Annotated in this window: 18 protein-coding genes; 3 read left to right on the top strand and 15 right to left on the bottom strand. The window is 58.4% G+C overall.

Annotated elements, in window-relative coordinates; translation table 11 throughout:
* The first annotated feature begins 9 nt into the window (after positions 1 to 9).
* On the top strand, positions 10 to 282 hold the full coding sequence (locus ACM6J5_RS21805; RefSeq protein ID WP_095946364.1) for a hypothetical protein: 273 nt from the start codon (positions 10 to 12) through the stop codon (positions 280 to 282).
* A gap of 67 nt (positions 283 to 349) precedes the next feature.
* On the opposite strand, the gene ACM6J5_RS21800 is transcribed toward ACM6J5_RS21805, so the two are convergent.
* The 12 genes from ACM6J5_RS21800 to sdhC all read right to left on the bottom strand — a co-directional run bounded on the left by ACM6J5_RS21800 (position 350) and on the right by sdhC (position 14,959).
* Positions 350 to 751, bottom strand: a complete 402-nt coding sequence (locus tag ACM6J5_RS21800; protein WP_095946358.1) for an MAPEG family protein — start codon at positions 749 to 751, stop codon at positions 350 to 352.
* Positions 751 to 1,488: a DUF599 domain-containing protein gene (locus ACM6J5_RS21795; protein ID WP_150674166.1), complete on the bottom strand. Its 738-nt coding sequence runs from the start codon at positions 1,486 to 1,488 to the stop codon at positions 751 to 753. Before ACM6J5_RS21795 ends, ACM6J5_RS21800 begins: the two co-directional genes overlap by 1 nt.
* Before the next feature lie 264 nt (positions 1,489 to 1,752).
* The gene (brnQ, locus tag ACM6J5_RS21790) at positions 1,753 to 3,066 is read right to left on the bottom strand and encodes a branched-chain amino acid transport system II carrier protein (RefSeq protein WP_095946355.1); all 1,314 of its coding nucleotides are present in this window, start codon (positions 3,064 to 3,066) and stop codon (positions 1,753 to 1,755) included.
* A gap of 401 nt (positions 3,067 to 3,467) precedes the next feature.
* Positions 3,468 to 4,349: a succinate--CoA ligase subunit alpha gene (gene sucD, locus ACM6J5_RS21785; protein WP_007919877.1), complete on the bottom strand. Its 882-nt coding sequence runs from the start codon at positions 4,347 to 4,349 to the stop codon at positions 3,468 to 3,470.
* A complete protein-coding gene (gene sucC, locus ACM6J5_RS21780; protein ID WP_007919879.1) occupies positions 4,349 to 5,515 on the bottom strand; it encodes an ADP-forming succinate--CoA ligase subunit beta in 1,167 nt (388 codons plus the stop codon). Before sucC ends, sucD begins: the two co-directional genes overlap by 1 nt.
* A 338-nt stretch (positions 5,516 to 5,853) precedes the next feature.
* Complete coding sequence (gene lpdA, locus ACM6J5_RS21775) at positions 5,854 to 7,290, bottom strand: dihydrolipoyl dehydrogenase (protein WP_095944017.1); 1,437 nt, start codon at positions 7,288 to 7,290, stop codon at positions 5,854 to 5,856.
* Between the two features lie 98 nt (positions 7,291 to 7,388).
* On the bottom strand, positions 7,389 to 8,603 hold the full coding sequence (odhB, locus tag ACM6J5_RS21770) for a 2-oxoglutarate dehydrogenase complex dihydrolipoyllysine-residue succinyltransferase (protein WP_414929320.1): 1,215 nt from the start codon (positions 8,601 to 8,603) through the stop codon (positions 7,389 to 7,391).
* A 42-nt stretch (positions 8,604 to 8,645) separates the two neighbouring features.
* Positions 8,646 to 11,477 carry a 2-oxoglutarate dehydrogenase E1 component gene (locus ACM6J5_RS21765; protein WP_095944018.1) on the bottom strand — a complete coding sequence of 944 codons (2,832 nt, stop codon included), beginning with the start codon at positions 11,475 to 11,477 and terminating at the stop codon, positions 8,646 to 8,648.
* 253 nt (positions 11,478 to 11,730) lie between these two features.
* Positions 11,731 to 12,435 (bottom strand): succinate dehydrogenase iron-sulfur subunit, encoded by a 705-nt coding sequence (locus tag ACM6J5_RS21760; RefSeq protein WP_095944019.1) that lies wholly within the window; start codon positions 12,433 to 12,435, stop codon positions 11,731 to 11,733.
* Positions 12,436 to 12,446: 11 nt separating this feature from the next.
* Entirely contained in the window at positions 12,447 to 14,219 is a 1,773-nt protein-coding gene (gene sdhA, locus ACM6J5_RS21755; RefSeq protein ID WP_095944020.1) for a succinate dehydrogenase flavoprotein subunit, read from the bottom strand.
* A 3-nt stretch (positions 14,220 to 14,222) separates the two neighbouring features.
* The gene (gene sdhD / locus ACM6J5_RS21750; RefSeq protein WP_056721678.1) at positions 14,223 to 14,591 is read right to left on the bottom strand and encodes a succinate dehydrogenase, hydrophobic membrane anchor protein; all 369 of its coding nucleotides are present in this window, start codon (positions 14,589 to 14,591) and stop codon (positions 14,223 to 14,225) included.
* Positions 14,585 to 14,959, bottom strand: a complete 375-nt coding sequence (sdhC, locus tag ACM6J5_RS21745; protein WP_032829628.1) for a succinate dehydrogenase, cytochrome b556 subunit — start codon at positions 14,957 to 14,959, stop codon at positions 14,585 to 14,587. The genes sdhD and sdhC overlap by 7 nt, the downstream gene beginning before the upstream one ends.
* Positions 14,960 to 15,323: 364 nt before the next feature.
* On the opposite strand from sdhC, the gene gltA reads away from it, so the two are divergent.
* Positions 15,324 to 16,613, top strand: a complete 1,290-nt coding sequence (gltA, locus tag ACM6J5_RS21740; RefSeq protein WP_007959044.1) for a citrate synthase — start codon at positions 15,324 to 15,326, stop codon at positions 16,611 to 16,613.
* 745 nt (positions 16,614 to 17,358) lie between these two features.
* On the opposite strand, the gene ACM6J5_RS21735 is transcribed toward gltA, so the two are convergent.
* The 3 genes from ACM6J5_RS21735 to ACM6J5_RS21725 form a co-directional block, all read right to left on the bottom strand.
* Complete coding sequence (locus ACM6J5_RS21735; protein ID WP_150673892.1) at positions 17,359 to 19,017, bottom strand: cation acetate symporter; 1,659 nt, start codon at positions 19,015 to 19,017, stop codon at positions 17,359 to 17,361.
* Positions 19,014 to 19,325 carry a DUF485 domain-containing protein gene (locus ACM6J5_RS21730; RefSeq protein WP_095944022.1) on the bottom strand — a complete coding sequence of 104 codons (312 nt, stop codon included), beginning with the start codon at positions 19,323 to 19,325 and terminating at the stop codon, positions 19,014 to 19,016. Before ACM6J5_RS21730 ends, ACM6J5_RS21735 begins: the two co-directional genes overlap by 4 nt.
* Before the next feature lie 242 nt (positions 19,326 to 19,567).
* Positions 19,568 to 20,419 (bottom strand): glycine betaine ABC transporter substrate-binding protein, encoded by an 852-nt coding sequence (locus ACM6J5_RS21725; RefSeq protein ID WP_414929319.1) that lies wholly within the window; start codon positions 20,417 to 20,419, stop codon positions 19,568 to 19,570.
* 296 nt (positions 20,420 to 20,715) lie between these two features.
* Here ACM6J5_RS21725 and ACM6J5_RS21720 point away from each other — a divergent pair, with 296 nt between their 5' ends.
* Entirely contained in the window at positions 20,716 to 22,311 is a 1,596-nt protein-coding gene (locus ACM6J5_RS21720) for a beta (1-6) glucans synthase (RefSeq protein WP_414929318.1), read from the top strand.
* Positions 22,312 to 22,392 lie beyond the last annotated feature (81 nt).

Here is a 22,392-nt window from a genome sequence, read left to right as displayed (position 1 = left end):
AAACACCCCATGCGTAAGACTTTAGCTATTGCCTTGATGTTGACCGCTTCCCTCGGTCTCGCTGCCTGCGATAAAAAATCCGAGGACAAAGCTCAAGATGCTAACCAAAATGCTGAGCAAGCCCAGCAAAAAATGAACGAAGCTCAGGATAAAGTGAACGACGCGGCGAAAGAAAACGCCGAAGCCGCCAAAGATCAGGCTGAATCGAACGCAGAAGCGGCAAAAGAGGCTGCTCCGGCCGCTCCAGCTACTCCGGCCGCTCCGGAAGCACCTAAGAACTAATACGGTTTTTAGCGTGACAAAAGAAAACCCGCCAAGTGCGGGTTTTCTTTTGTCTTGAAAACAGTGGTTAGAGCAAAATCGTTCGAAAAGTCGGACTAATCATCAACAACAGCGAACAGATTAAGCCCACCAGCCAAACCAGACTGCGCTGCCAGGCCAGGTCTTTCCAGTAACACACCAGGTAAATAACCCGCGTGATCACGAAGATGATCGCCAGGCCGTCGATCAGCCAGCCCGCTGTCTGCGTGGTATGCGCCATCAACACACCCACAGCAAACAACATGAAGGCTTCGAAACTGTTCTGATGCGCAGCCACCGCCCGGGCACCCAAGCCTGTGAGTTGCGCCTGCTGTTGGCGCGGCAGGTGGTTATCGTAGCCGCCCTGCTCTTTCATGGCAGTCGTCACGGGCATTCGCGCCAGGTAAATCAACACCGCACTGATCAACACGCACCAGAATGGAATACTCATCAAGCTGCCTCTTTGATCGCCTCCGGCAACGGCGCCTCTGTAGGGGTATAGACCATCACATCGAGAACGTCGGAATGAAACTCGCGGCGGTACAACACGAACACCACGCCAGCACTCATCAACATGAACAGCCACGGGCTGACAAACCACGCCAGCATGGTCATGCCGAAGTAATAGGAACGCAGCCCGAAGTTGAACTGGTTGGCGGCCATGGAGATGACGCGGGCGGCACGTAAAGCGAACGCTTTGCGCTCCTGCTCCGACACATGGCGTTCACCGACCATCGGCGCCGAACCCACCAGCACTGCCGCAAAGTTGTATTGGCGCATACACCAGCTGAACGTGAAGAATGCATAGACAAACACCAGCGCCAGGCACAGCAACTTGATTTCCGACATGCCCTGGGACGCCTGTTGCACCATCGGGATATCCGCCAGCAAGGATACCGCCCGTTCCGAAGCCCCCAGCACCGTGAGAATACCGGCCAGGATAATCAGCGTACTGGAGGCGAAGAACGACGCATTGCGCTCCAGATTGCCGATCACGCTGGCATCGGCGATGCGGTTGTCGCGCAGCAGCATGCGGCGCATCCAGTCTTCACGATACAGGTGCAGCACACTGGCCAGGCATGCGGTGTCACGCCCTTTCCATGTGGCATAGCGGGTGTACCCGCCCCAGCAGATAACGAACCAGACGGCGGCGAGAATGTGGATCAGGTTGGCTTGGATGAACGACATGCAGGTCCTTGTGAAGTAGTAACGGAACACTGAAACCTTGTGGGAGCGAGCCTGCTCGCGAAAGCGGTAGATCAATCAACATCTGCGTTGAATGAAGCGACGCCTTCGCGAGCAGGCTCGCTCCCACAAAGGGTGTTGCAGTGCTTCGACGTTAGCTCAACGGAAAAGACACCGCATCCCTCACAAAAAAAATGCCCCGTATCGATTGATACGGGGCATTTCTGTTTTTGCTCAAGACCCGCTCGTGGCGAGTCGTGAAGCGACTTAAGCCAAGGCTTCGGCGCGCTTGCCCAGCAGGCGATCGCAAACGACCGCGACCACCAGTGTCATCACCGACGGCACCAGCCAGGCCAGCCCCTGCTCGCTCAGCGGCAGGTGGGCCATTTGCGTCGGCATCCAGTCCGCCAGGCCTGCACCCTTGAGGGCGTCGATCAGGCCGAAGATGAACGACACCAGCATGACCGGGCCGAGGATACGACCGTGCTCATGCCAGAAGTCCTTGCAGAAGCTCAACGCCACCAGAACGATGCACGGCGGGTAGATCGCGGTGAGCACCGGGATCGAGAACGCAATCAGCTTGGTCAGGCCCAGGTTGGATACCAGCAGCGAGAACGCAGCGAGGATGATCACCAGCGTCTTGTAGGACAGCGGCACCACACGGCTGAAGTACTCGGCGCAGGCACAGGTCAGGCCAACCGCGGTCACCAGGCACGCCAGGGAGATCAGAACGGCAAGGAAGCCGCTGCCCAGCGAACCGAATGTATGCTGCACGTAAGCATGCAATACCGCCGCGCCATTGGTAGCGCCAGCGGCCACTTCATGGCTGCCCGAACCGAGACGGAACAGGCTGACATACACCAGCGCCAGGCCGACACCAGCGATCAGGCCGGCGATGATTGCGTAGCGGGTGATCAGGGCCGGCGACTCGACGCCGCGTGAACGGATGGCGTTGACGATGACGATGCCGAACACCAGGGCGCCCAGGGTATCCATGGTCAGGTAACCATTGATGAAGCCTTGGGAAAACGGCGCCGCCACGTATTCAGGGGTTGCCTGGCCAATGTCACCGGCCGGCAAGGCAAACGCTGCAATGCCCAGCACGGCCAGGGCGATGATCTTCAGCGGCGCGAGGAAACGCCCGACGGTATCCAGCAAACGACCCGGATACAGCGAGATGAAAAACACCAGCAGGAAGTACACCGAGCTGTACAGGAACAGCGCCAACGGGCTCTCGCCGGTCAGGGGCGCCAGACCCACTTCGAAGGATACTGTCGCGGTACGTGGCGTCGCGAACAGCGGGCCAACAGCGAGGTAGCAAGCCGCTGCCAGCAGGCCACCGGCGACTTTACCGATCGGGCTGCTCAAGGCATCCATTGCACCGCCGACCTTGGCCAGCGCCACAACGGTGATCACCGGCAAACCGACCGCCGTGACCAGAAAGCCCAACGCCGCCATCCAGACATTGGGCCCGGACTGCAAACCGACGATAGGCGGGAAGATAATGTTGCCAGCCCCGACGAACAGGGCAAACGTCATAAAACCAAGTGCCAGGATGTCCTGGCCTTTCAACACTTTCATTAAGGAAATACCACACTACTGAATCGGAATTTAGAGAGGGATTTCCCTATGGATGAGGGAAATGCTGTCAGTCCGTATAAGACCGACCCTTTTAGCGCGTTGCCGCCTTGTGGGCCGCAGACGCAAAAATGGCGCGTAGCCTAACGAATTTGGCCGATAAACGCACTGTTTAAGGGCGAACTATCCGATATACGACATCTTAGTGTCGCGTTTTTGCATGTTAATGGTTGTCGCCTACAAGTCCGTCTTCGCGAGCAGGCTCGCTCCCACAGTTGACCGCGTTCCAATGTGGGAGCGAGCCTGCTCGCGATGGCGTCCGCACGGTCAACACAAATGCCGGAAACGACAAAGGCCACCCGAAGGTGGCCTTTGTTTGGTGAAGCGTCAGCCAAGCGCGAGGCTTACTTGACAGCCCAACCAGTCAGCTCGGCCAGGGCCTTGCCGATGTCTGCCAGCGAACGCACGGTTTTAACGCCTGCGTCTTGCAGAGCAGCGAATTTCTCGTCTGCAGTACCTTTGCCGCCAGAGATGATTGCGCCAGCATGGCCCATGCGCTTGCCCGGAGGAGCAGTCACACCGGCGATGTAGGAAACAACCGGCTTGGTCACGTGTGCCTTGATGTAGGCAGCCGCTTCTTCTTCAGCCGAACCGCCGATCTCACCGATCATTACGATCGCTTCGGTCTTCGGGTCTTCCTGGAACAGCTTCAGGATGTCGATGAAGTTCGAACCCGGGATCGGGTCACCACCGATGCCGACGCAAGTCGACTGACCGAAACCGGCGTCAGTAGTCTGCTTCACAGCTTCGTAGGTCAGGGTGCCGGAACGGGAAACGATACCGACCTTGCCTGGCAAGTGAATGTGACCTGGCATGATGCCGATCTTGCATTCGCCTGGGGTGATCACGCCTGGGCAGTTAGGGCCGATCAGGACTACGCCCAGCTCGTCGCACTTAACTTTAGCGTCCAGCATGTCCAGGGTAGGAATGCCTTCGGTGATGCACACGATCAGCTTGATGCCGCCGAAGGCAGCTTCCAGGATCGAGTCTTTGCAGAAAGGAGCCGGAACGTAGATCACGCTGGCGGTGGCGCCAGTGGCAGCTACAGCGTCTTTCACGGTGTTGAACACTGGCAGGCCCAGGTGCTCGGTGCCGCCTTTGCCTGGAGTTACACCACCCACCATCTTGGTGCCGTACTCGATGGCTTGCTGGGTGTGGAAACTACCTTGCGAACCGGTAATGCCCTGGCAGATAACTTTGGTGTCTTTATTGATCAGGACGCTCATTATTTGCCCTCCGCAGCTTTGACAACTTGTTGAGCAGCGTCGGTCAGGCTGGTAGCAGCGATGATGTTCAAACCGCTTTCTGCCAGTACTTTAGCGCCCAGCTCAGCGTTGTTGCCTTCAAGGCGAACAACAACCGGGATTTTCACGCCGACTTCTTTCACCGCGCCGATGATGCCTTCGGCAATCATGTCGCAACGAACGATGCCGCCGAAGATGTTGACCAATACTGCAGCGACGTTAGTGTCGGACAGAATGATCTTGAACGCTTCGGTAACGCGTTCCTTGGTAGCACCACCGCCCACGTCGAGGAAGTTGGCTGGCTTGCCGCCATGCAGGTTGACGATGTCCATGGTACCCATGGCCAGGCCGGCACCGTTGACCATGCAACCGATGTTGCCTTCCAGCGCTACGTAGTTCAGTTCGAACTTGGCAGCGTGCGCTTCGCGCGGATCGTCCTGCGACGGATCGTGGAAAGTCTTCAGCTTAGGCTGACGGTACATGGCGTTGGCGTCGATGTTGATCTTGGCATCGAGGCAGTGCAGATCGCCGTCAGCCTTGATCACCAGCGGGTTCACTTCCAGCAGGGCCAGGTCGTGATCCTTGAACAGTTTGGCCAGACCTACGAAGATCTTGGCGAACTGGGCAACTTGCTTGCCTTCCAGACCCAACTGGAATGCCAGCTCGCGACCCTGGAATGGCTGAGCGCCAACCAGTGGATCGATAGTGGCCTTCAGAATTTTTTCTGGAGTGTCGTGAGCGATTTTCTCGATGTCCACGCCACCTTCGGTGGAAGCCATGAACACGATACGACGGCTCGAACGGTCCACGACAGCGCCCAGGTACAGCTCTTTAGCGATATCAGTGCACGATTCAACCAGGATCTTGGTGACTGGCTGGCCATTGGCGTCAGTCTGGTAAGTCACCAGACGCTTGCCCAGCCACTGCTGTGCGAATGCCTTGGCGTCTTCTTTGCTGCGAACCAGCTTTACGCCGCCCGCTTTACCGCGACCACCGGCGTGGACCTGGGCTTTGACAACCCACTCGCTGCCGCCGATTTTGTCGCAAGCTTCTGCTGCTGCTTCCGGGGTGTCTACCGCGTAACCGGTGGAAACTGGCAGGCCGTATTCAGCGAACAGCTGCTTACCCTGATACTCGTGAAGATTCATGCTTATTACCGTCTTCGTTAGGTACTGCGCATTCGGTGCTGCACTCATTCAAGTGCCGCACCACCTGTGACTGCTGCTTGCATAGCCTTTCCGGATACCCGGTGCAGCTATGCAAGACTGCGTCCAGCGGATATTCCGCGGTGAGTCTTGCATGCAAGGCTCACGACGGGCCAAACCGCCGTGGTTTCTTATTATCTCTTTCGGACATGTGAAAACTGCTGCGCTAGGAAACACTGCGTTAAAAACAGGTTCGAAATGCTCATTGACTGACGTCAACTCCGCTTCCTCACCTGTTTTTGCCTTGTCTTTCCGTCGCTCGCTACGTTTTCACATAGCCCTTAACGCTTCTTGCGGTTGGCGATGTGAATGGCGCCGCCATTCACAGCCAAAGCAGCTTCGTGCAAGGCTTCAGACAGGGTCGGATGGGAGAAAACCATCATGCCCAGGTCTTCAGCGCTGGTGCCGAATTCCATACCGATCGCGCCCTGCTGAACCAGTTCGGCAGCGCTTGGGCCAATCACGTGGACGCCCAGAACGCGGTCTGTCTTGGCATCTGCGATGACCTTGACGAAACCACCGGTGTCGTTGGCAGCCATGGCACGGCCAGAGGCGGCGAACGGGAAGGTGCCGACGTTAACTTCAACGCCTTCAGCTTTCAAGGCCTGCTCGGTTTTACCAACCCACGCGATTTCCGGGTGAGTATAAATAACCGAAGGGATCAAATCATAGTTCATCTGGGCCTTGTGGCCCTTGATGCGCTCGACAACCATGATGCCCTCTTCCGAGGCCTTGTGCGCCAGCATCATGCCGCGAACCACGTCACCGATGGCGTAAACGCCCGGTACGGTGGTGGCGCAGTGATCGTCAACGTGCACGAAACCGCGCTCGTCCAGGGTCACGCCGCAGTCGGCAGCCAACAGATCAGTGGTCACCGGACGGCGACCAACGGCTACGATCAGCTTGTCGAAAGTGATGTTCTGTTCGCCCTTGGCATCGGTGTAGTTCACCACGACTTCGTCGCCGTTCACTTTGGAACCGGTGACGCGAGCGCCCAGCTTGATGTCCAGGCCCTGTTTGGTCAGGGTTTTCAGCGCTTCCTTGGAAACAGCGGTGTCCGCTGCCATCAGGAAGGTGTCCAGGGCTTCCAGGACAGTCACTTCCGCGCCCAGACGCGACCAGACCGAACCCAGTTCCAGACCGATCACGCCAGCGCCTATCACGCCCAGACGCTTAGGCACGGTCTGGAATTCCAGGGCGCCAGTCGAATCAACGATCACATTCTGGTCGACCGGAGCCGGTGGAATGTCGATCGGACGCGAACCTGGAGCCAGGATCACGTTCTCGGCCTGGATGATTTCTACCGAGCCGTCTGGCTTGGTGACTTCAACTTGCTTGCCGGCCAGCAGCTTGCCGTGACCTTCAATGGAAGTCACACCGTTGGCTTTGAACAGGGTCGCAACGCCAGAGGTCAGGCCTTTGACGATGGTGGCCTTGCGGCCGACCATTGCCGGCACGTCCATGGTCACGCCAGCGTGGTTGATACCGTGGATCGCGAAGCCTTCTTTGGCTTCCTTGTACTTCCAGGAGCTGTCCAGCAGCGCCTTGGATGGAATGCAGCCGACGTTCAGGCAAGTACCGCCCAGAGCCAGTTTGCCTTCCTTGTCGGTGTACTTCTCGATGCAGGCTGTCGAAAGACCAAGCTGGGCGGCCTTGATGGCAGCCACGTAACCGCCAGGGCCCGCGCCGATCACTACTACGTCAAATTTCTGCGACATTGAAAAAAATCCTCTTTAGCGAAAAGCTTCAAGCCGCGAGCGGCAAGCCAGGTCGCGGGTTTTCCGCAGCCTGGGCTTGCAGCTCATGGCTGCTTCTATCAGATATCCAGCAACAGACGAGCCGGATCTTCCAGCAGGTTCTTGATGGTCACCAGGAAGGTCACAGCTTCTTTGCCATCGATCAGACGGTGATCGTAGGACAGTGCCAGGTACATCATCGGACGGATAACGACCTGACCGTTGATGGCCATAGGACGCTGGATGATGTTGTGCATGCCCAGGATGGCGGCTTGTGGCGGGTTGACGATCGGGGTCGACATCATCGAACCGAAAGTACCACCGTTGGTGATGGTGAAAGTACCACCGGTCATTTCGTCCATCGACAGTTTGCCGTCGCGGGCTTTCTTGCCGAAGGTGGCGATGCCGCCTTCGATTTCAGCCAGGCTCATCAGTTCGGCGTTACGCAAAACCGGTACAACCAGGCCGCGATCACTGGAAACTGCAACGCCGACGTCAGCGTAGCCGTGGTAAACGATGTCACCGCCGTCGATCGACGCGTTGACAGCCGGGAAGCGTTTCAGCGCTTCGGTGGCCGCTTTCACGAAGAACGACATGAAGCCCAGGCGCACGCCGTTGTGGGACTTCTCGAACAGATCCTTGTACTTCGAACGCAGGGCCATGACTTCGGTCATGTCGACTTCGTTGAAAGTGGTCAGCATCGCCATGTTCGACTGAGCTTCAACCAGACGCTTGGCCACGGTGGCACGAACGCGGGTCATCGGTACACGCTTCTCGATGCGATCGCCGGCGGCGAACACAGGAGCAGCGGCAGCCGGAGCAGCAGCCTTGGCAGGCGCGGCAGCAGGAGCGGCTTTCTTGGCTTCGACAGCGGCAACCACGTCTTCCTTGGTTACACGACCATCTTTGCCGGTGCCCTTGACGGAAGCCAGGTTGATACCGTTTTCTTCGGCCAGCTTGCGAGCAGCCGGAGCGGCGATAGCGTCTTCGTCAGCGCCGGCAGCTGGAGCGGCAGCGGCCGGAGCAGCAGCGGCAGCCGGAGCGGCAGCAGCAGCGCCGCCTTCAACGATGGAGCCCAGGACTTCGTCGGACAGAACGGTGTCGCCTTCGTTCTTGACGATAGCGCCCAGCACGCCGTCAGCGGTAGCCAGCACTTCCAGCACGACTTTGTCGGTTTCGATGTCGACGATCAGTTCGTCGCGCTTGACCGCGTCGCCCGGTTGTTTGTGCCAGGTGGCAACGGTGCCATCGGCAACCGATTCCGGGAAAGTGGGGGCTTTGATCTCGATAGCCATTGTCTGTGGTTCCTTAAATTCGGTTTCAGGTGCGCGAAGGCGTTAAACAGTAAAGGCGTCTTGCAGCAGTTTTTCCTGCTGTTCGGCGTGCATCGATGCGTAACCGCATGCTGGTGCAGCAGAAGCCTCACGGCCCGCGTACTCGAGTACGAGAGACTTGTTGAGGTTGCTGATGCTGCGACGCATGTGGTGTTGGCTGCAGTACCATGCACCCTGGTTCATCGGCTCTTCCTGACACCAGACGGCAGCTTTGACGTTGGTGTAAGGCGCCAGGACTTCCTTCAAGTCGTCCTCAGGGAATGGGTACAGCTGCTCGATACGCACGACAGCGATGTCGTCACGACCTTCGGCACGGCGTTTTTCCAGCAGGTCGTAGTAGACCTTGCCGCTACACAGAACAACGCGCTCGACCTTTTTCGGGTCTTGGGCATCGATTTCCGGGATGACGGTCTGGAACGAACCTTCGGCCAGATCTTCCAGCGTCGAGATGGCCAGCTTGTGGCGCAGCAGCGACTTTGGAGTCAGAACGATCAACGGCTTGCGCAGCGGGCGAATCACCTGACGACGCAGCAAATGATAGATCTGTGCCGGCGTAGTCGGCACGGCTACCTGAATGTTGTGCTCGGCGCACAGCTGCAGGTAACGCTCCAGACGCGCCGAGGAGTGCTCCGGCCCCTGACCTTCGTAACCGTGCGGCAGCAACATGGTCAGACCGCACAGACGGCCCCACTTGTGCTCGCCACTGGTGATGAACTGGTCGATAACCACCTGGGCACCGTTGGCGAAGTCGCCGAACTGGGCTTCCCAGATCACCAGCGCATCAGGCGTGGTGGTCGAGTAACCGTATTCGAACGCCAGTACGGCTTCTTCGGACAGGAACGAATCGTACAGGTCGAAACGTGGCTGGCCGTTGTACAGGTTCTGCAGCGGGATGTAGGTGCCCGCGTCTTTCTGGTTGTGCAAGACAGCATGACGGTGCGAGAACGTACCGCGGCCGATGTCCTGGCCGGTCATGCGGATCGGGTGACCTTCGAACGCCAGGGTCGCGTACGCCATGGTTTCGGCGTAGCCCCAGTTGATCGGCAGGCCGCCGGCTTGCATCTTCTGACGGTCTTCGTAGATCTTCGCGACCTGGCGCTGAACCACGAAGCCTTCCGGAATTTCCAGCAGCTTGGCGGATAGTTCCTGCAAGGTCTTGAGGTCGAAGCGAGTGTCGTGACGCGCGGTCCAGGCGTGGCCCAGATACGGACGCCAATCCACGAACAACTCTTTGTTCGGCTCTTTGACCAGGCTCTTCACCACGTGCAGACCGTTGTCCAGTGCGTTGCGGTATTCGTCGACTTTCGCCTGAACACGCTCTGCGTCCAGCACACCGCCCTGGGTCAGACGATCGGCATACAGCTCACGGGTGGTGCGCTGTTTGGTGATCTGCTGATACATGATCGGCTGGGTGCCGCTTGGCTCGTCGGCCTCGTTGTGGCCGCGACGACGGTAGCAGACCAGGTCGATCACCACGTCACGCTTGAACTGCATGCGGTAGTCGATGGCCAGCTGGGTCACGAACAATACGGCTTCCGGATCATCGCCATTCACATGAAGGATCGGCGCCTGGATCATTTTCGCAACGTCGGTCGCGTACTCGGTGGAACGCGAGTCCAGCGGGTTGCTGATGGTGAACCCGACCTGGTTGTTGATCACGATGTGCACGGTACCGCCGGTCTTGAAACCGCGGGTCTGCGACATCTGGAAGGTTTCCATGACCACGCCCTGACCTGCGAACGCAGCGTCACCGTGGATGGAGATCGGCAGAACCTTCTCGCCGGTCGGATCGTTACGACGGTCCTGACGGGCGCGAACCGAACCCTCGACCACCGGGGAAACGATTTCCAGGTGGGACGGGTTGAACGCCATGGCCAGGTGAACTTCACCGCCGGTGGTCATCACGTTGGACGAGAAGCCCTGGTGGTATTTAACGTCACCGGAACCCAGCTCGACCTTCTTCTTGCCTTCGAACTCGTCGAACAACTCGCGCGGGTTCTTGCCGAAGGTGTTGACCAGCACGTTCAGACGGCCACGGTGGGCCATGCCGATGACGATTTCCTTGGTGCCGTAGGAACCGGAACGCTGGATCAGCTCGTCGAGCATCGGAATCAGGCTTTCGCCGCCTTCCAGACCGAAACGCTTGGTACCCGGGTATTTGGTGCCCAGGTATTTTTCCAGGCCTTCGCCGGCGGTCACGCGCTCAAGCAGGTGGCTCTTGATGTCGGCGGAGTACGTCGGACGACCGCGCACGCTTTCCAGACGCTGCTGGAACCACTGGCGCTGCTCGGAATCGGTGATGTGCGTGAATTCAGCGCCGATGGTGCGGCAATATGTCTGCTGCAACGCTTCGTGAATTTCGCGTAGGCTCGCTTCCTCTTTGCCGATGAACAGGTCGCCGGCACGGAAGGTCGTATCAAGATCGGCATTGGTCAAGCCGTAATGATTGATCGACAGGTCTGCAGGTGCAGGACGCTGCCACAGCCCCAGCGGGTCAAGCTGGGCTGCCTGGTGGCCACGCATACGGTAGGCCTGGATCAATCGCAGCACTTCAACTTGCTTCTTCTCGTGCTCACTGCTCACGCTGCCGGCGGAAACCGGTTGGGCGCGGCGCTGGTTCTTTGCCAGCAAGACGAAATGATCGCGAATTGTGGAGTGCGAAACATCGGTGGCAGAGTTGCCGTCAGCAGGCAACTTCTGGAAGTAGGTGCGCCACTCTTCTGGCACAGCGTTAGGGTCGTGCAGGTAGAGCTCGTAAAGCTCTTCCACATAGGCAGCGTTACTACCGGATAGGTAGGCACTGTTCCACATGCGCTGCATCACGCTTTCTTGCATGCTTGGTCACCCTCGGTTAGGGGAACACCATCGGTGTCGACACCGAGCAAACTTGCAGAAGTCCGAATGCAGCGACCAAAACAAGCCACTAGGATCACACTGATAGTCCGGGTACCAGCCCGGATGCCCCTGCTTGTCTCATTTCTTCAAAATAAGAGCCGCAGCCTTTTAAGCTGCTGCTCAGGTTAAAGCTACGGCGCCGGTTGAAGCCTGCGCCGTAGCGTCTACGGGTACAGCGGGTACAGCAGCTGAATCACACGCCGCTTGAGAGCAACATGTTACGGATGTGACCGATGGCCTTAGTCGGGTTCAGGCCTTTCGGACATACGCTGACGCAGTTCATGATCCCGCGGCAGCGGAATACGCTGAACGGGTCATCCAGCGAAGCCAGACGCTCGGACGTCTTGGTATCACGGCTGTCTGCCAGGAAGCGGTACGCTTGCAGCAGGGCAGCCGGACCCAGGAACTTGTCCGGGTTCCACCAGAAGGACGGGCAGGAAGTCGAGCAGCAAGCGCACAGGATGCACTCGTACAGACCGTCCAGCTTTTCACGCTCTTCAGGGGACTGCAGACGCTCGATGGCCGGAGCCGGCGTGTCGTTCTGCAGGTATGGCTTAACCTTTTCGTATTGCTTGTAGAAGATGCTCATATCGACGACCAGGTCACGGATAACCGGCAAACCTGGCAGAGGACGAACGATCAACTTGTTACCTTTTACGACAGCAGACAGCGGCGTGACGCACGCCAGGCCGTTTTTGCCGTTGATGTTCATGCCGTCGGAACCGCAAACACCTTCACGGCAAGAGCGACGATAGGAGAAACCCTCGTCCTGCTCTTTGATCAGGGCCAGCACGTCCAGCACCATCAGGTCTTTACCACCGGTATCAACCTGGAATTCCTGCATGAACGGCGCGGCGTCCTGATCAGGGTTGTAACGATAAACGCTGACTTGCAACATGGCGGCCACCCTTAATAAGTCCGAATCTTAGGTTCAAAAGTCGGAACAGTCTTCGGCGAGAAGTTCACGGCACGCTTGGTCACGCGCTTGTCACCCGGGAAGTACAGGGTGTGGCACAGCCAGTTTTCGTCGTCACGGTCTTCGAAGTCTTCACGGGCGTGAGCACCACGGGACTCTTTACGTACTTCTGCAGCGATGGCGGTGGCTTCGGCCACTTCCAGCAGGTTCTGCAGTTCCAGCGCTTCGATACGCGCAGTGTTGAACGCCTGCGACTTATCGTTGATCTTCACGTTGGCGATGCGCTTGCGCAGGTCAGCCAGCTGGGCAATACCCTTCTGCATGTATTCGCCGGTACGGAATACACCGAAGTAGTTCTGCATGCAGTTTTGCAGCTCGCGACGCAGGGTAGCCACGTCTTCGCCTTCGGTACGCTCGTTCAGAGCGGACAGACGCGCCAGGGCAGCCTGGATGTCGGCGTCGGTGGCGTCGTCGTATTCGATACCGTCGGTCAGCGCCTTTTCCAGGTGCAGGCCGGCAGCGCGGCCGAATACCACCAGGTCGAGCAGCGAGTTGCCGCCCAGACGGTTGGCACCGTGAACCGATACGCAAGCCACTTCGCCTACTGCGAACAGGCCCGGGATGATGGCATCGACGCCATCAGCGTCCTGGGTGATCGCCTGACCGTGAATGTTGGTGGCAACGCCGCCCATCATATAGTGGCAGGTCGGAACAACCGGAACCGGAGCAACAACCGGGTCAACGTGTGCGAAAGTCTTGGACAGTTCGCAGATGCCTGGCAGACGGCTGTGCAGCACTTCCTCGCCCAAGTGGTCGAGTTTGAGCATCACGTGGTCGCCGTTCGGACCGCAACCGTTACCGGCGATGATTTCCTTAACCATCGAACGGGCAACAACGTCACGACCGGCAAGGTCTTTGGCGTTCGGAGCATAACGCTCCATGAAACGCTCGCCGTGCTTGTTGATCAGGTAACCACCTTCACCACGGCAACCTTCTGTAACCAGTACACCGGCGCCGGCGATGCCGGTCGGGTGGAACTGCCACATTTCGATGTCTTGCACCGGAACGCCGGCACGCAGCGCCATGCCAACGCCGTCACCGGTGTTGATCAGGGCGTTGGTGGTCGAAGCGTAGATACGACCTGCACCGCCGGTAGCCAGTACGGTGGCCTTCGCACGGATGTAGGTGGTTTCGCCGGTTTCGATGCAGATGGCGATCACGCCGACGAACTCGCCTTCGCCGTTCTTCACCAGATCGACAGCGTAGTACTCGTTCAGGAACACGGTACCGGCTTTCAGGTTGCCCTGATAAAGGGTGTGCAGCAGTGCGTGACCGGTACGGTCGGACGCAGCGCAAGTACGCGCAGCCTGGCCGCCTTTACCGTAGTCCTTGGACTGACCGCCGAATGGACGCTGGTAGATACGACCTTGCTCGGTACGCGAGAATGGCATCCCCATGTGGTCCAGCTCGTAAACGGCAGCCGGGCCTTCCTGACACATGTATTCGATAGCGTCCTGGTCACCGATGTAGTCGGAACCCTTGACGGTATCGTACATGTGCCAGCGCCAGTCATCGTTCGGGTCAGCGGACGCGATCGCGCAGGTGATGCCGCCCTGGGCGGACACAGTGTGCGAACGGGTCGGGAAAACCTTGGTGATCACGGCAGTCTTGTGACCGCCCTGTGCCAGTTGCAGCGCCGCGCGCATGCCGGCACCGCCACCACCAATAATGATGGCGTCGAAAGAAATCGTTGGAATGTTAGCCATGACTCAGATACCCCAGAGAATCTGCACGCCCCAGACGAAGTAAGCGAACATCGCAACGCCGCATACTGCCTGGAAAAGGAAACGTATAGCCGTTGCGGACTTGCCGAACGCCATTGGCGTCAGGTAGTCGGTCGCGATGGTCCACATGCCGACCCAGGCGTGAGCGCCGAGGGCAACGAGGGCCAGGAGGCTGAAGATACGCATTCCGTTGTGGGCGAACAGTTCATGCCACTGGGCGTAGTCGAGGCCAGGGTTGGCCACGATGTATCCGATCAGGAAGATGAAGTAAGCCGCGAGAACGACCGCAGACACACGTTGCGCCATCCAGTCATAGAGGCCCGAACGCGACAGGTTCGTGACGTTAGTTACCATATCCAAACTCCTGCCAGAACGATTACCACCACGGAAACGGCGATAACGATTTTCGAGCCCAGCTTGCCGCCTTCCAGCGTCTCACCGATGCCCATGTCCATGATCAAATGGCGCACACCGGCTACCAGGTGATAAAGCAGAGCGGACAGGATGCCCCATGTCACTAGCTTGGCTAGCGGACTGGTCAGACACGCTTTCACCTGACCGAAGCCTTCCTCGGAACTCAGCGACTTGTCCAATGCATAAAGCATGATGGCAAGGCACACGAAGAGGATGACACCGGAAATTCGGTGAAGGATGGACGTGTAAGCAGTGACTGGGAGTTTGATGGTCCTTAGGTCTAGGTTTACAGGTCGTTGGCTTTTCACGGCTTTTTTTTCACACTGAAGAGCCCCTAACAATCAGGGCAAAGTTGTTGGGGAGTGCACTGGTCAGGTAACCACCACCCAGGGATGCGACCCCCAATGAAAGCAAGCCCAAAAGCCCTTGGCGGTCGGTGGCCGAGTATAGACAGTTAGGCTACTAATGACAACGCAAACACCTAACCCGAACAGCTGATTGCGCAACTGGCATAAAAGGCGTAAACGGCAGCCAATTTCGAGAAAAAAGTCCGGTTAAAGCCTTCTGGAGCAAGACTTTAGGCAAATTGACATTCGAATTTATCTCACTATAGTGGTGCGGGCCCTGCGTGGGGGGTCTGTCTGATGATTTCAAGCATAAATAGGAGGCCACATGGCTGACAAAAAAGCGCAGTTGATCATCGAGGGCGCAGCCCCCGTCGAGCTGCCCATTTTAACCGGCACCGTTGGTCCCGATGTTATCGATGTTCGGGGCCTGACGGCCACGGGCCGTTTCACCTTTGACCCAGGCTTCATGTCGACCGCCTCGTGCGAGTCGAAGATCACCTATATCGACGGCGACAACGGCATTCTGCTGCACCGCGGCTACCCGATCGAACAGCTGGCTGAAAAGTCGGACTATCTGGAAACCTGCTATCTGCTGCTCAACGGCGAACTGCCGACCGCAGAACAGAAGGCCCAGTTCGTCGGCACCGTGAAGAACCACACCATGGTTCACGAGCAGCTGAAGACCTTCTTCAACGGCTTCCGTCGTGACGCCCACCCGATGGCCGTCATGTGCGGCGTAGTCGGTGCCCTCTCGGCGTTCTACCACGACTCCCTGGACATCAATAACCCGCAGCATCGCGAAATCTCCGCGATCCGTCTGGTTGCCAAGATGCCGACCCTGGCCGCGATGGTTTACAAGTACTCCATGGGCCAACCCATGATGTACCCGCGCAACGACCTGTCGTACGCGGAAAACTTCCTGCACATGATGTTCAACACCCCGTGCGAGATCAAACCGATCAGCCCGGTACTCGCCAAGGCCATGGACCGGATCTTCATCCTCCACGCCGACCACGAGCAGAACGCTTCGACCTCCACCGTACGCCTGGCCGGCTCTTCGGGTGCCAACCCGTTCGCCTGTATCGCCGCCGGTATCGCTGCACTGTGGGGCCCTGCCCACGGCGGTGCCAACGAAGCCGTACTGACCATGCTCGATGAAATCGGCGATGTTTCGAACATCGACAAGTTCATCGCCAAGGCCAAGGACAAGAACGATCCGTTCAAGCTGATGGGCTTCGGTCACCGCGTTTACAAAAACCGCGACCCGCGCGCCACGGTAATGAAGCAGACCTGCGACGAAGTGTTGAAGGAACTGGGCATCCAGAACGATCCGCAACTCGAACTGGCCATGCGCCTGGAAGAGATCGCCCTGACCGATCCGTACTTCATCGAACGCTCGTTGTACCCGAACGTCGACTTCTACTCGGGGATCATCCTCAAGGCGATCGGCATCCCGACCAGCATGTTCACCGTGATCTTCGCCCTGGCGCGGACCGTCGGCTGGATCTCCCACTGGAAGGAAATGCTCTCCAGCCCGTACAAGATTGGCCGTCCACGCCAGTTGTACACCGGCTACGAGTCGCGTGATATCACCAAGCTGGAAGACCGCAAGTAAGCGCTGTCTTGCTGTAGGGTGTTGAGTTGTACCGGGAACGGCCTCTGCTTTTTATATAAAGAGCAGGAGGCCGTTTTTGTTTGTGCGCTTTGTCGCGATTGGCTCTTTGGTCGGGTACATATCCGTTTTTTCTGTAACGACCTCTTAGGGTTCCGCCCTTACGGCGGGTCACTTTGGAAAAGCCCCAAAGTAACCAAAGGGCTCTTGCCCCTGACATTCGGTGCCTCGCTGTGGCTCGGCATGCCCTCGCTCCGGTCCTGCTCCGTGGGCCCGCCGCCATCGGCCATCCATGGCCGGCGGCGGCTAACCCGGCATCCATGCCGGGTTGCCCACTGCGCAGAACCTGCGCTCGGCCTCACGGGCGTGCACCGCAACAGCAACCGAGGCGGCCTACCGGCCGGCCTGTTTGCGGGGTGCGTTCGTCCGGGAGGTGCCTGGTGACTGCCAGGCTGCTATCGCGAGCAAGCTCGCTCCTACAGGGAACGCGTTCAATTGCGAATAGTTCGGCCTGCCAGCCAATACGCTAATCCACTGTAGGAGCGAGCCTGCTCGCGAAAAACGTCTGGACAACACCTTCAATCAGGCAGCACGCGTTATCGTTGACGTCCATCGCGAGCGAGCTCGCTCCTACAGTAAATCTGTACATCCACGAAATTCAGGTCGATCACCGCCCAATAAAAAATGCCCCGATCTCTCGACCAGGGCATTTCCATTCAACACAACTTAAACAGTCAAACCCAAACGCTTAGTGCGAAACAGCACCACTTGCACCCAGGCCAGTCTGCGAACGCACAAACTGCGGGAAGAACAACGCCCGCTCATTGTCAGCCGCAGTCGACTTGTCGGTAACCGAGAAGAACCAGATCCCGACAAAGGCAATCATCATCGAAAACAGCGCCGGGTACTCATACGGGAAGATGGCCTTCTCGTGATGCAGGATCTGCACCCAGATGGTCGGACCAAGCACCATCAGGCCCACGGCACTGACCAGCCCCATCCAGCCGCCGATCATCGCACCGCGGGTGGTCAGCTTTTTCCAGTACATGGAAAGCAGCAGCACCGGGAAGTTGCAGCTCGCCGCGATGGAGAACGCCAGGCCCACCATGAACGCAATGTTCTGGCTCTCGAACAGGATACCCAGACCAATGGCCAGCACCGCCAAGGCGATGGTGGTGATTTTCGAGACGCGAATCTCGTCCTTCTCGTTGGCCTTGCCCTTCTTGATCACGCTGGCGTACAGGTCGTGGGACACCGCCGAAGCACCGGCCAGGGTCAGACCGGCAACCACTGCCAGAATGGTCGCGAACGCCACCGCCGAGATGAAGCCCAGGAAGATACTGCCGCCCACCGCGTTGGCCAGGTGCACCGCCGCCATGTTGTTACCGCCCAGCAAGGCGCCGGCAGCGTCTTTAAAGGCCGGGTTGGTGCTGACCAGCAGGATCGCGCCGAAGCCGATGATGAAGGTCAGGATGTAGAAGTAACCAATGAAGCCGGTTGCGTACAGCACGCTTTTGCGAGCTTCCTTCGCGTCACTCACGGTGAAGAAGCGCATCAGGATGTGCGGCAGGCCAGCGGTACCGAACATCAGCGCCAGACCGAGGGAAAATGCCGAGACCGGATCCTTCACCAGGCCACCAGGGCTCATGATCGCTTCAGCTTTCGGGTGAACCTTGATCGCCTCGGAGAACAGCATATTGAAGTCGAAGTTGACGTGCTTCATCACCATCAGCGCCATGAAGGAAGCACCGGACAGCAACAGCACAGCCTTGATGATCTGCACCCAGGTGGTCGCCAGCATGCCGCCGAACAACACGTACAGGCACATCAGGATACCGACCAGGATCACCGCGACGTGGTAATCGAGACCGAACAGCAACTGGATCAGCTTGCCGGCTCCGACCATTTGCGCGATCAGGTAGAACGCCACCACCACCAGCGAACCACAAGCAGACAGCGAGCGGATCTGGGTTTGCCCCAGGCGATAGGACGCCACGTCGGCAAAGGTGTATTTACCCAGGTTACGCAGGCGTTCGGCGATCAGGAACAGAATGATCGGCCAGCCCACCAGGAAGCCGATCGAGTAGATCAGGCCGTCGTAGCCGGAGGTGAACACCAGCGCGGAAATACCCAGAAAGGACGCTGCCGACATGTAGTCACCGGCAATCGCCAGACCGTTCTGGAAACCGGTGATCTTGCCGCCGGCGGCGTAGTAGTCGGCTGCCGAATTATTACGCTTGGAAGCCCAGTAGGTGATGCACAGGGTGGCACCGACGAAGGCGACAAACATTACGATCGCGGACACGTTAAGCGGTTGTTTCTGAACGGCACCGGTCAGGGCGTCAGCTGCCCAGGCGCCAGGTGCGAAAGCTACGATGCTCAAAAGAGCCATTAGACGGCGGATCATTGCTGAGCCTCCTTGAGAATCGCATTGTTCAGGTCGTCGAACTCGCCGTTGGCGCGTCGTACGTAGACACCGGTCAGGATGAAGGCCGAGACAATCAGCCCGACACCGATCGGTATGCCCCAGGTAATCGAAGACTCAGGGCTGATTTTCGCCCCCAGCACCTGCGGCCCGTAGGCAATCAGAAGGATGAATCCGGAGTAAAGCCCTAGCATGACCGCCGAAAGAATCCAGGCGAATCGTTCCCTCTTGCTAACCAGCTCCTTGAAGCGCGGGCTGTTTTGAATCGAGAGGTAAATGCTGTCGTTCATTGTTTTTATCCTCGCAGCACAGATTTAGTTGGAACGGTATCCACTCTATGCGGCTGCGGGGCAGGTTCCAGACGACCTTAGTCTTAGAACCCCATGACGGATTCGCCAAACTCCAGCATGCACCAAACAACTGTGGGAGCGAGCCTGCTCGCGAAGGCGTCATGCCAGTCGACATATCAGTCAACTGACAGAACGCTTCGCGAGCAGGCTCGCTCCCACAGGGTTAAGCGTACTCTTTGTTATTACTTGACCCAGGCAGCCACACGCTCAGGGTTTTTGGCGACCCAATCCTTCGCCGCGGCTTCAGGCTTGGCACCATCCTGAATCGCCAGCATCACCTGGCCGATTTCATCCTTGGATTCCCACTGGAAGTTCTTCAGGAACTTGGCCACTTCCGGCGCCTTGGCTTCCAGGCCCTTGCTGCCGATGCTGTTCACGGTTTCAGCCGCGCCGTACACGCCTTTCGGGTCTTCGAGGAAGCGCAGTTTCCACTTGGCGAACATCCAGTGCGGTACCCAGCCGGTCACGGCGATGGATTCATTCTTCTTCTCGGCACGGGTCAGCTCGGCGATCATGCCGGCGCCGGAACTGGCCTTGAGTTGATAGCCGGTCAGGTCATAGTCCTTGATTGCCTGATCGGTCTTGAGCATCACGCCTGAACCGGCGTCGATGCCGACGATGCGGTTCTTGAAGGTGTCGTCGGTTTTCAGGTCCTCGATGGACTTGGCTTTAACGTACTCCGGCACGATCAGACCGATTTTCGCATCCTTGAAGTTCGGACCGTAGTCGACGACCTGATCCTTGTTCTTCGTCCAGTAGTCACCGTGGGTCACTGGCAGCCAGGCCGACAGCATGGCGTCGAGTTTACCTGTGGCCACGCCCTGCCACATGATCCCGGTGGCAACGGCTTGCAACTTCACGTCATAACCGAGTTTCTGCCTGATCACTTCAGCCGCCACGTTGGTCGTGGCGACACTGTCCGACCAGCCGTCGACATAACCGATAGTCACTTCCTTGCTGGCGGCACTGGCCACGGTAGAACTGATCGCCAGCACCAAAGCGGCACCTGCGCCCAAGAGTCGTCGCATCTTCATCGTTACTTCCCCGAAAGTGCTGCGCTCGACGGATGCCGAGTCGCTTAAACGTATTGTTATGGTGCACAGCGCCCCCATCACGCCCTTCACGCCCACCGCAAACTCGTTCGAACATCAGCGGAGTACTGACACTTGCGATAATCAACCTGACGCTCATGGCGACCTGCTCTGCCAGCGACCTCAAGGCATCGAGAAACGACATCAGAAAGCCATTAACCCTCAGCGCTACAAACACCCCTGCCAATCCGCCCGAACTTTGCATGACAAAATCATGCAGGCCACCAAGCACGCGACAAATGCAGGTAACATGCGCCGCTTTGTTCCCACACGGCCTGACCATGTCCGCGACTTCCCGTTTCCCTTTTGCTGCTTATCTATTCGCCTGCCTGCTCGGGCTGTTTGCCCTTGGCGGCTTCTGGTACGGCCTCGGCAAACCGGTAATTTTGCCGGACGTCGCCAGCGCAACGCACAAGTTGCAATGCGCCTCATACACCCCATTCGATAAAGACCAATCGCCGTTCGACGTGCCTTTCAACTTGCGCCCCGAGCGTATGGATGCCGACCTCGCACTGCTGTCCAAAAACTTCGAATGCATCCGCACCTATTCCATGACCGGCCTCGAAGCCCTGCCGGACCTTGCGCGCAAGCATGGCTTGAAGCTGATGATCGGCGCCTGGGTCAACAGCAACCCGGTGGACACCGAGAAAGAAGTCGACCTGCTGATCGCCTCGGCCAACGCCAACCCGGATGTGGTGAGCGCAGTGATCGTCGGCAACGAAACCCTGCTGCGCAAGGAAGTCACCGGCGCGCAATTGGCGAAGCTGATCAACAAGGTCAAGAGCCAGGTCAAACAGCCTGTCACCTACGCCGACGTCTGGGAGTTCTGGCTCAAGCATCCGGAAATCGCCCCCGCCGTGGATTTCCTGACCATTCACCTGCTGCCGTACTGGGAAGATGATCCGTCGAACATCGACGCAGCCCTGCAACATGTGGCCGACGTACGCCAGGTGTTCGGCAACAAGTTCGCGCCCAAGGATGTGCTGATCGGCGAAACCGGCTGGCCAAGCGAAGGTCGCCAGCGCGAAACGGCCCTGCCGAGCCGGGTCAACGAAGCCAGATTCATTCGCGGCTTTGTCGCCATGGCCGAGCAACAGGGTTGGCACTACAACTTGATCGAAGCCTTCGACCAGCCCTGGAAACGCGCCAGTGAAGGTGCGGTCGGTGGTTATTGGGGGCTGTTCGATGCCGATCGCCAGGACAAGGGCGTGCTGGCGGGGCCCGTGACAAACGTACCGTACTGGTCGCAGTGGCTCGCGGTGGGTGGCTTGATCTTCATCGGCACGTTGCTGCTCGGTGGCCGGGTCCGCACGACGCGTTCGGCACTGGTGCTGCCCCTGCTCGGTGCGCTGGCGGCGTGCTCGATTGGCGCCTGGGGCGACCTGGCACGAGTGACCACGCGTTTTACCAGTGAATGGCTATGGGTCGGATTGCTGACCGCTCTGAATCTGCTGGTGCTGGCCCATGCCGCACTGATATTGAGCCCTCGCAGCGGTTGGCGTGGCCGGGCTTTCAACCTGCTGGAACGCCGAGCTGGCTGGCTGGTTGCAACGACAGGGTTCGCGGCAGCGGTGATGATGCTGGAACTGGTGCTCGATCCGCGCTACCGCAGTTTCCCGAGTGTCGCGTTCATCGTGCCTGCGCTGGTGTATCTGTGCCGCCCGGTTAACGTGCCGCGCCGCGAGATTGCGTTGCTGACCTTCATCATCGGTGCCGGCATTGCGCCGCAGTTGTTCCGCGAAGGATTGCAGAACCAGCAGGCTTGGGGCTGGGCGCTGGTGAGCATGATGATGGTGGCAGCGTTGTGGCGTTGCCTTCGGGTTCGTAAGGCTTGAATCTTTAGCGACTTGATCGGCCTCTTCGCGAGCAGGCTCGCTCCCACATTTGATCTTTGTCGCACGCAAATTTTGTGTTCA

Origin of the sequence: Pseudomonas sp. IT-P74 (assembly GCF_949768175.1) — a bacterium.
In the GTDB taxonomy this organism is placed as follows: Bacteria; Pseudomonadota; Gammaproteobacteria; order Pseudomonadales; family Pseudomonadaceae; genus Aquipseudomonas.
The sequence above is the reverse complement of the archived record's forward strand: the minus strand, read 5'-3'. Positions and strand labels throughout refer to the sequence as shown.

Coding starts and splice junctions, on each gene's coding strand:
- ACM6J5_RS21805 (WP_095946364.1), top strand. CDS start 10: ATGCGTAAGACTTTAGCTATTGCCTTGATGTTGACCGCTTCCCTCGGT.
- ACM6J5_RS21800 (WP_095946358.1), bottom strand. CDS start 751: ATGAGTATTCCATTCTGGTGCGTGTTGATCAGTGCGGTGTTGATTTAC.
- ACM6J5_RS21795 (WP_150674166.1), bottom strand. CDS start 1,488: ATGTCGTTCATCCAAGCCAACCTGATCCACATTCTCGCCGCCGTCTGG.
- brnQ (WP_095946355.1), bottom strand. CDS start 3,066: ATGAAAGTGTTGAAAGGCCAGGACATCCTGGCACTTGGTTTTATGACG.
- sucD (WP_007919877.1), bottom strand. CDS start 4,349: ATGAGCGTCCTGATCAATAAAGACACCAAAGTTATCTGCCAGGGCATT.
- sucC (WP_007919879.1), bottom strand. CDS start 5,515: ATGAATCTTCACGAGTATCAGGGTAAGCAGCTGTTCGCTGAATACGGC.
- lpdA (WP_095944017.1), bottom strand. CDS start 7,290: ATGTCGCAGAAATTTGACGTAGTAGTGATCGGCGCGGGCCCTGGCGGT.
- odhB (WP_414929320.1), bottom strand. CDS start 8,603: ATGGCTATCGAGATCAAAGCCCCCACTTTCCCGGAATCGGTTGCCGAT.
- ACM6J5_RS21765 (WP_095944018.1), bottom strand. CDS start 11,477: ATGCAAGAAAGCGTGATGCAGCGCATGTGGAACAGTGCCTACCTATCC.
- ACM6J5_RS21760 (WP_095944019.1), bottom strand. CDS start 12,435: ATGTTGCAAGTCAGCGTTTATCGTTACAACCCTGATCAGGACGCCGCG.
- sdhA (WP_095944020.1), bottom strand. CDS start 14,219: ATGGCTAACATTCCAACGATTTCTTTCGACGCCATCATTATTGGTGGT.
- sdhD (WP_056721678.1), bottom strand. CDS start 14,591: ATGGTAACTAACGTCACGAACCTGTCGCGTTCGGGCCTCTATGACTGG.
- gltA (WP_007959044.1), top strand. CDS start 15,324: ATGGCTGACAAAAAAGCGCAGTTGATCATCGAGGGCGCAGCCCCCGTC.
- ACM6J5_RS21735 (WP_150673892.1), bottom strand. CDS start 19,017: ATGATCCGCCGTCTAATGGCTCTTTTGAGCATCGTAGCTTTCGCACCT.
- ACM6J5_RS21730 (WP_095944022.1), bottom strand. CDS start 19,325: ATGAACGACAGCATTTACCTCTCGATTCAAAACAGCCCGCGCTTCAAG.
- ACM6J5_RS21725 (WP_414929319.1), bottom strand. CDS start 20,419: ATGAAGATGCGACGACTCTTGGGCGCAGGTGCCGCTTTGGTGCTGGCG.
- ACM6J5_RS21720 (WP_414929318.1), top strand. CDS start 20,716: ATGCAGGTAACATGCGCCGCTTTGTTCCCACACGGCCTGACCATGTCC.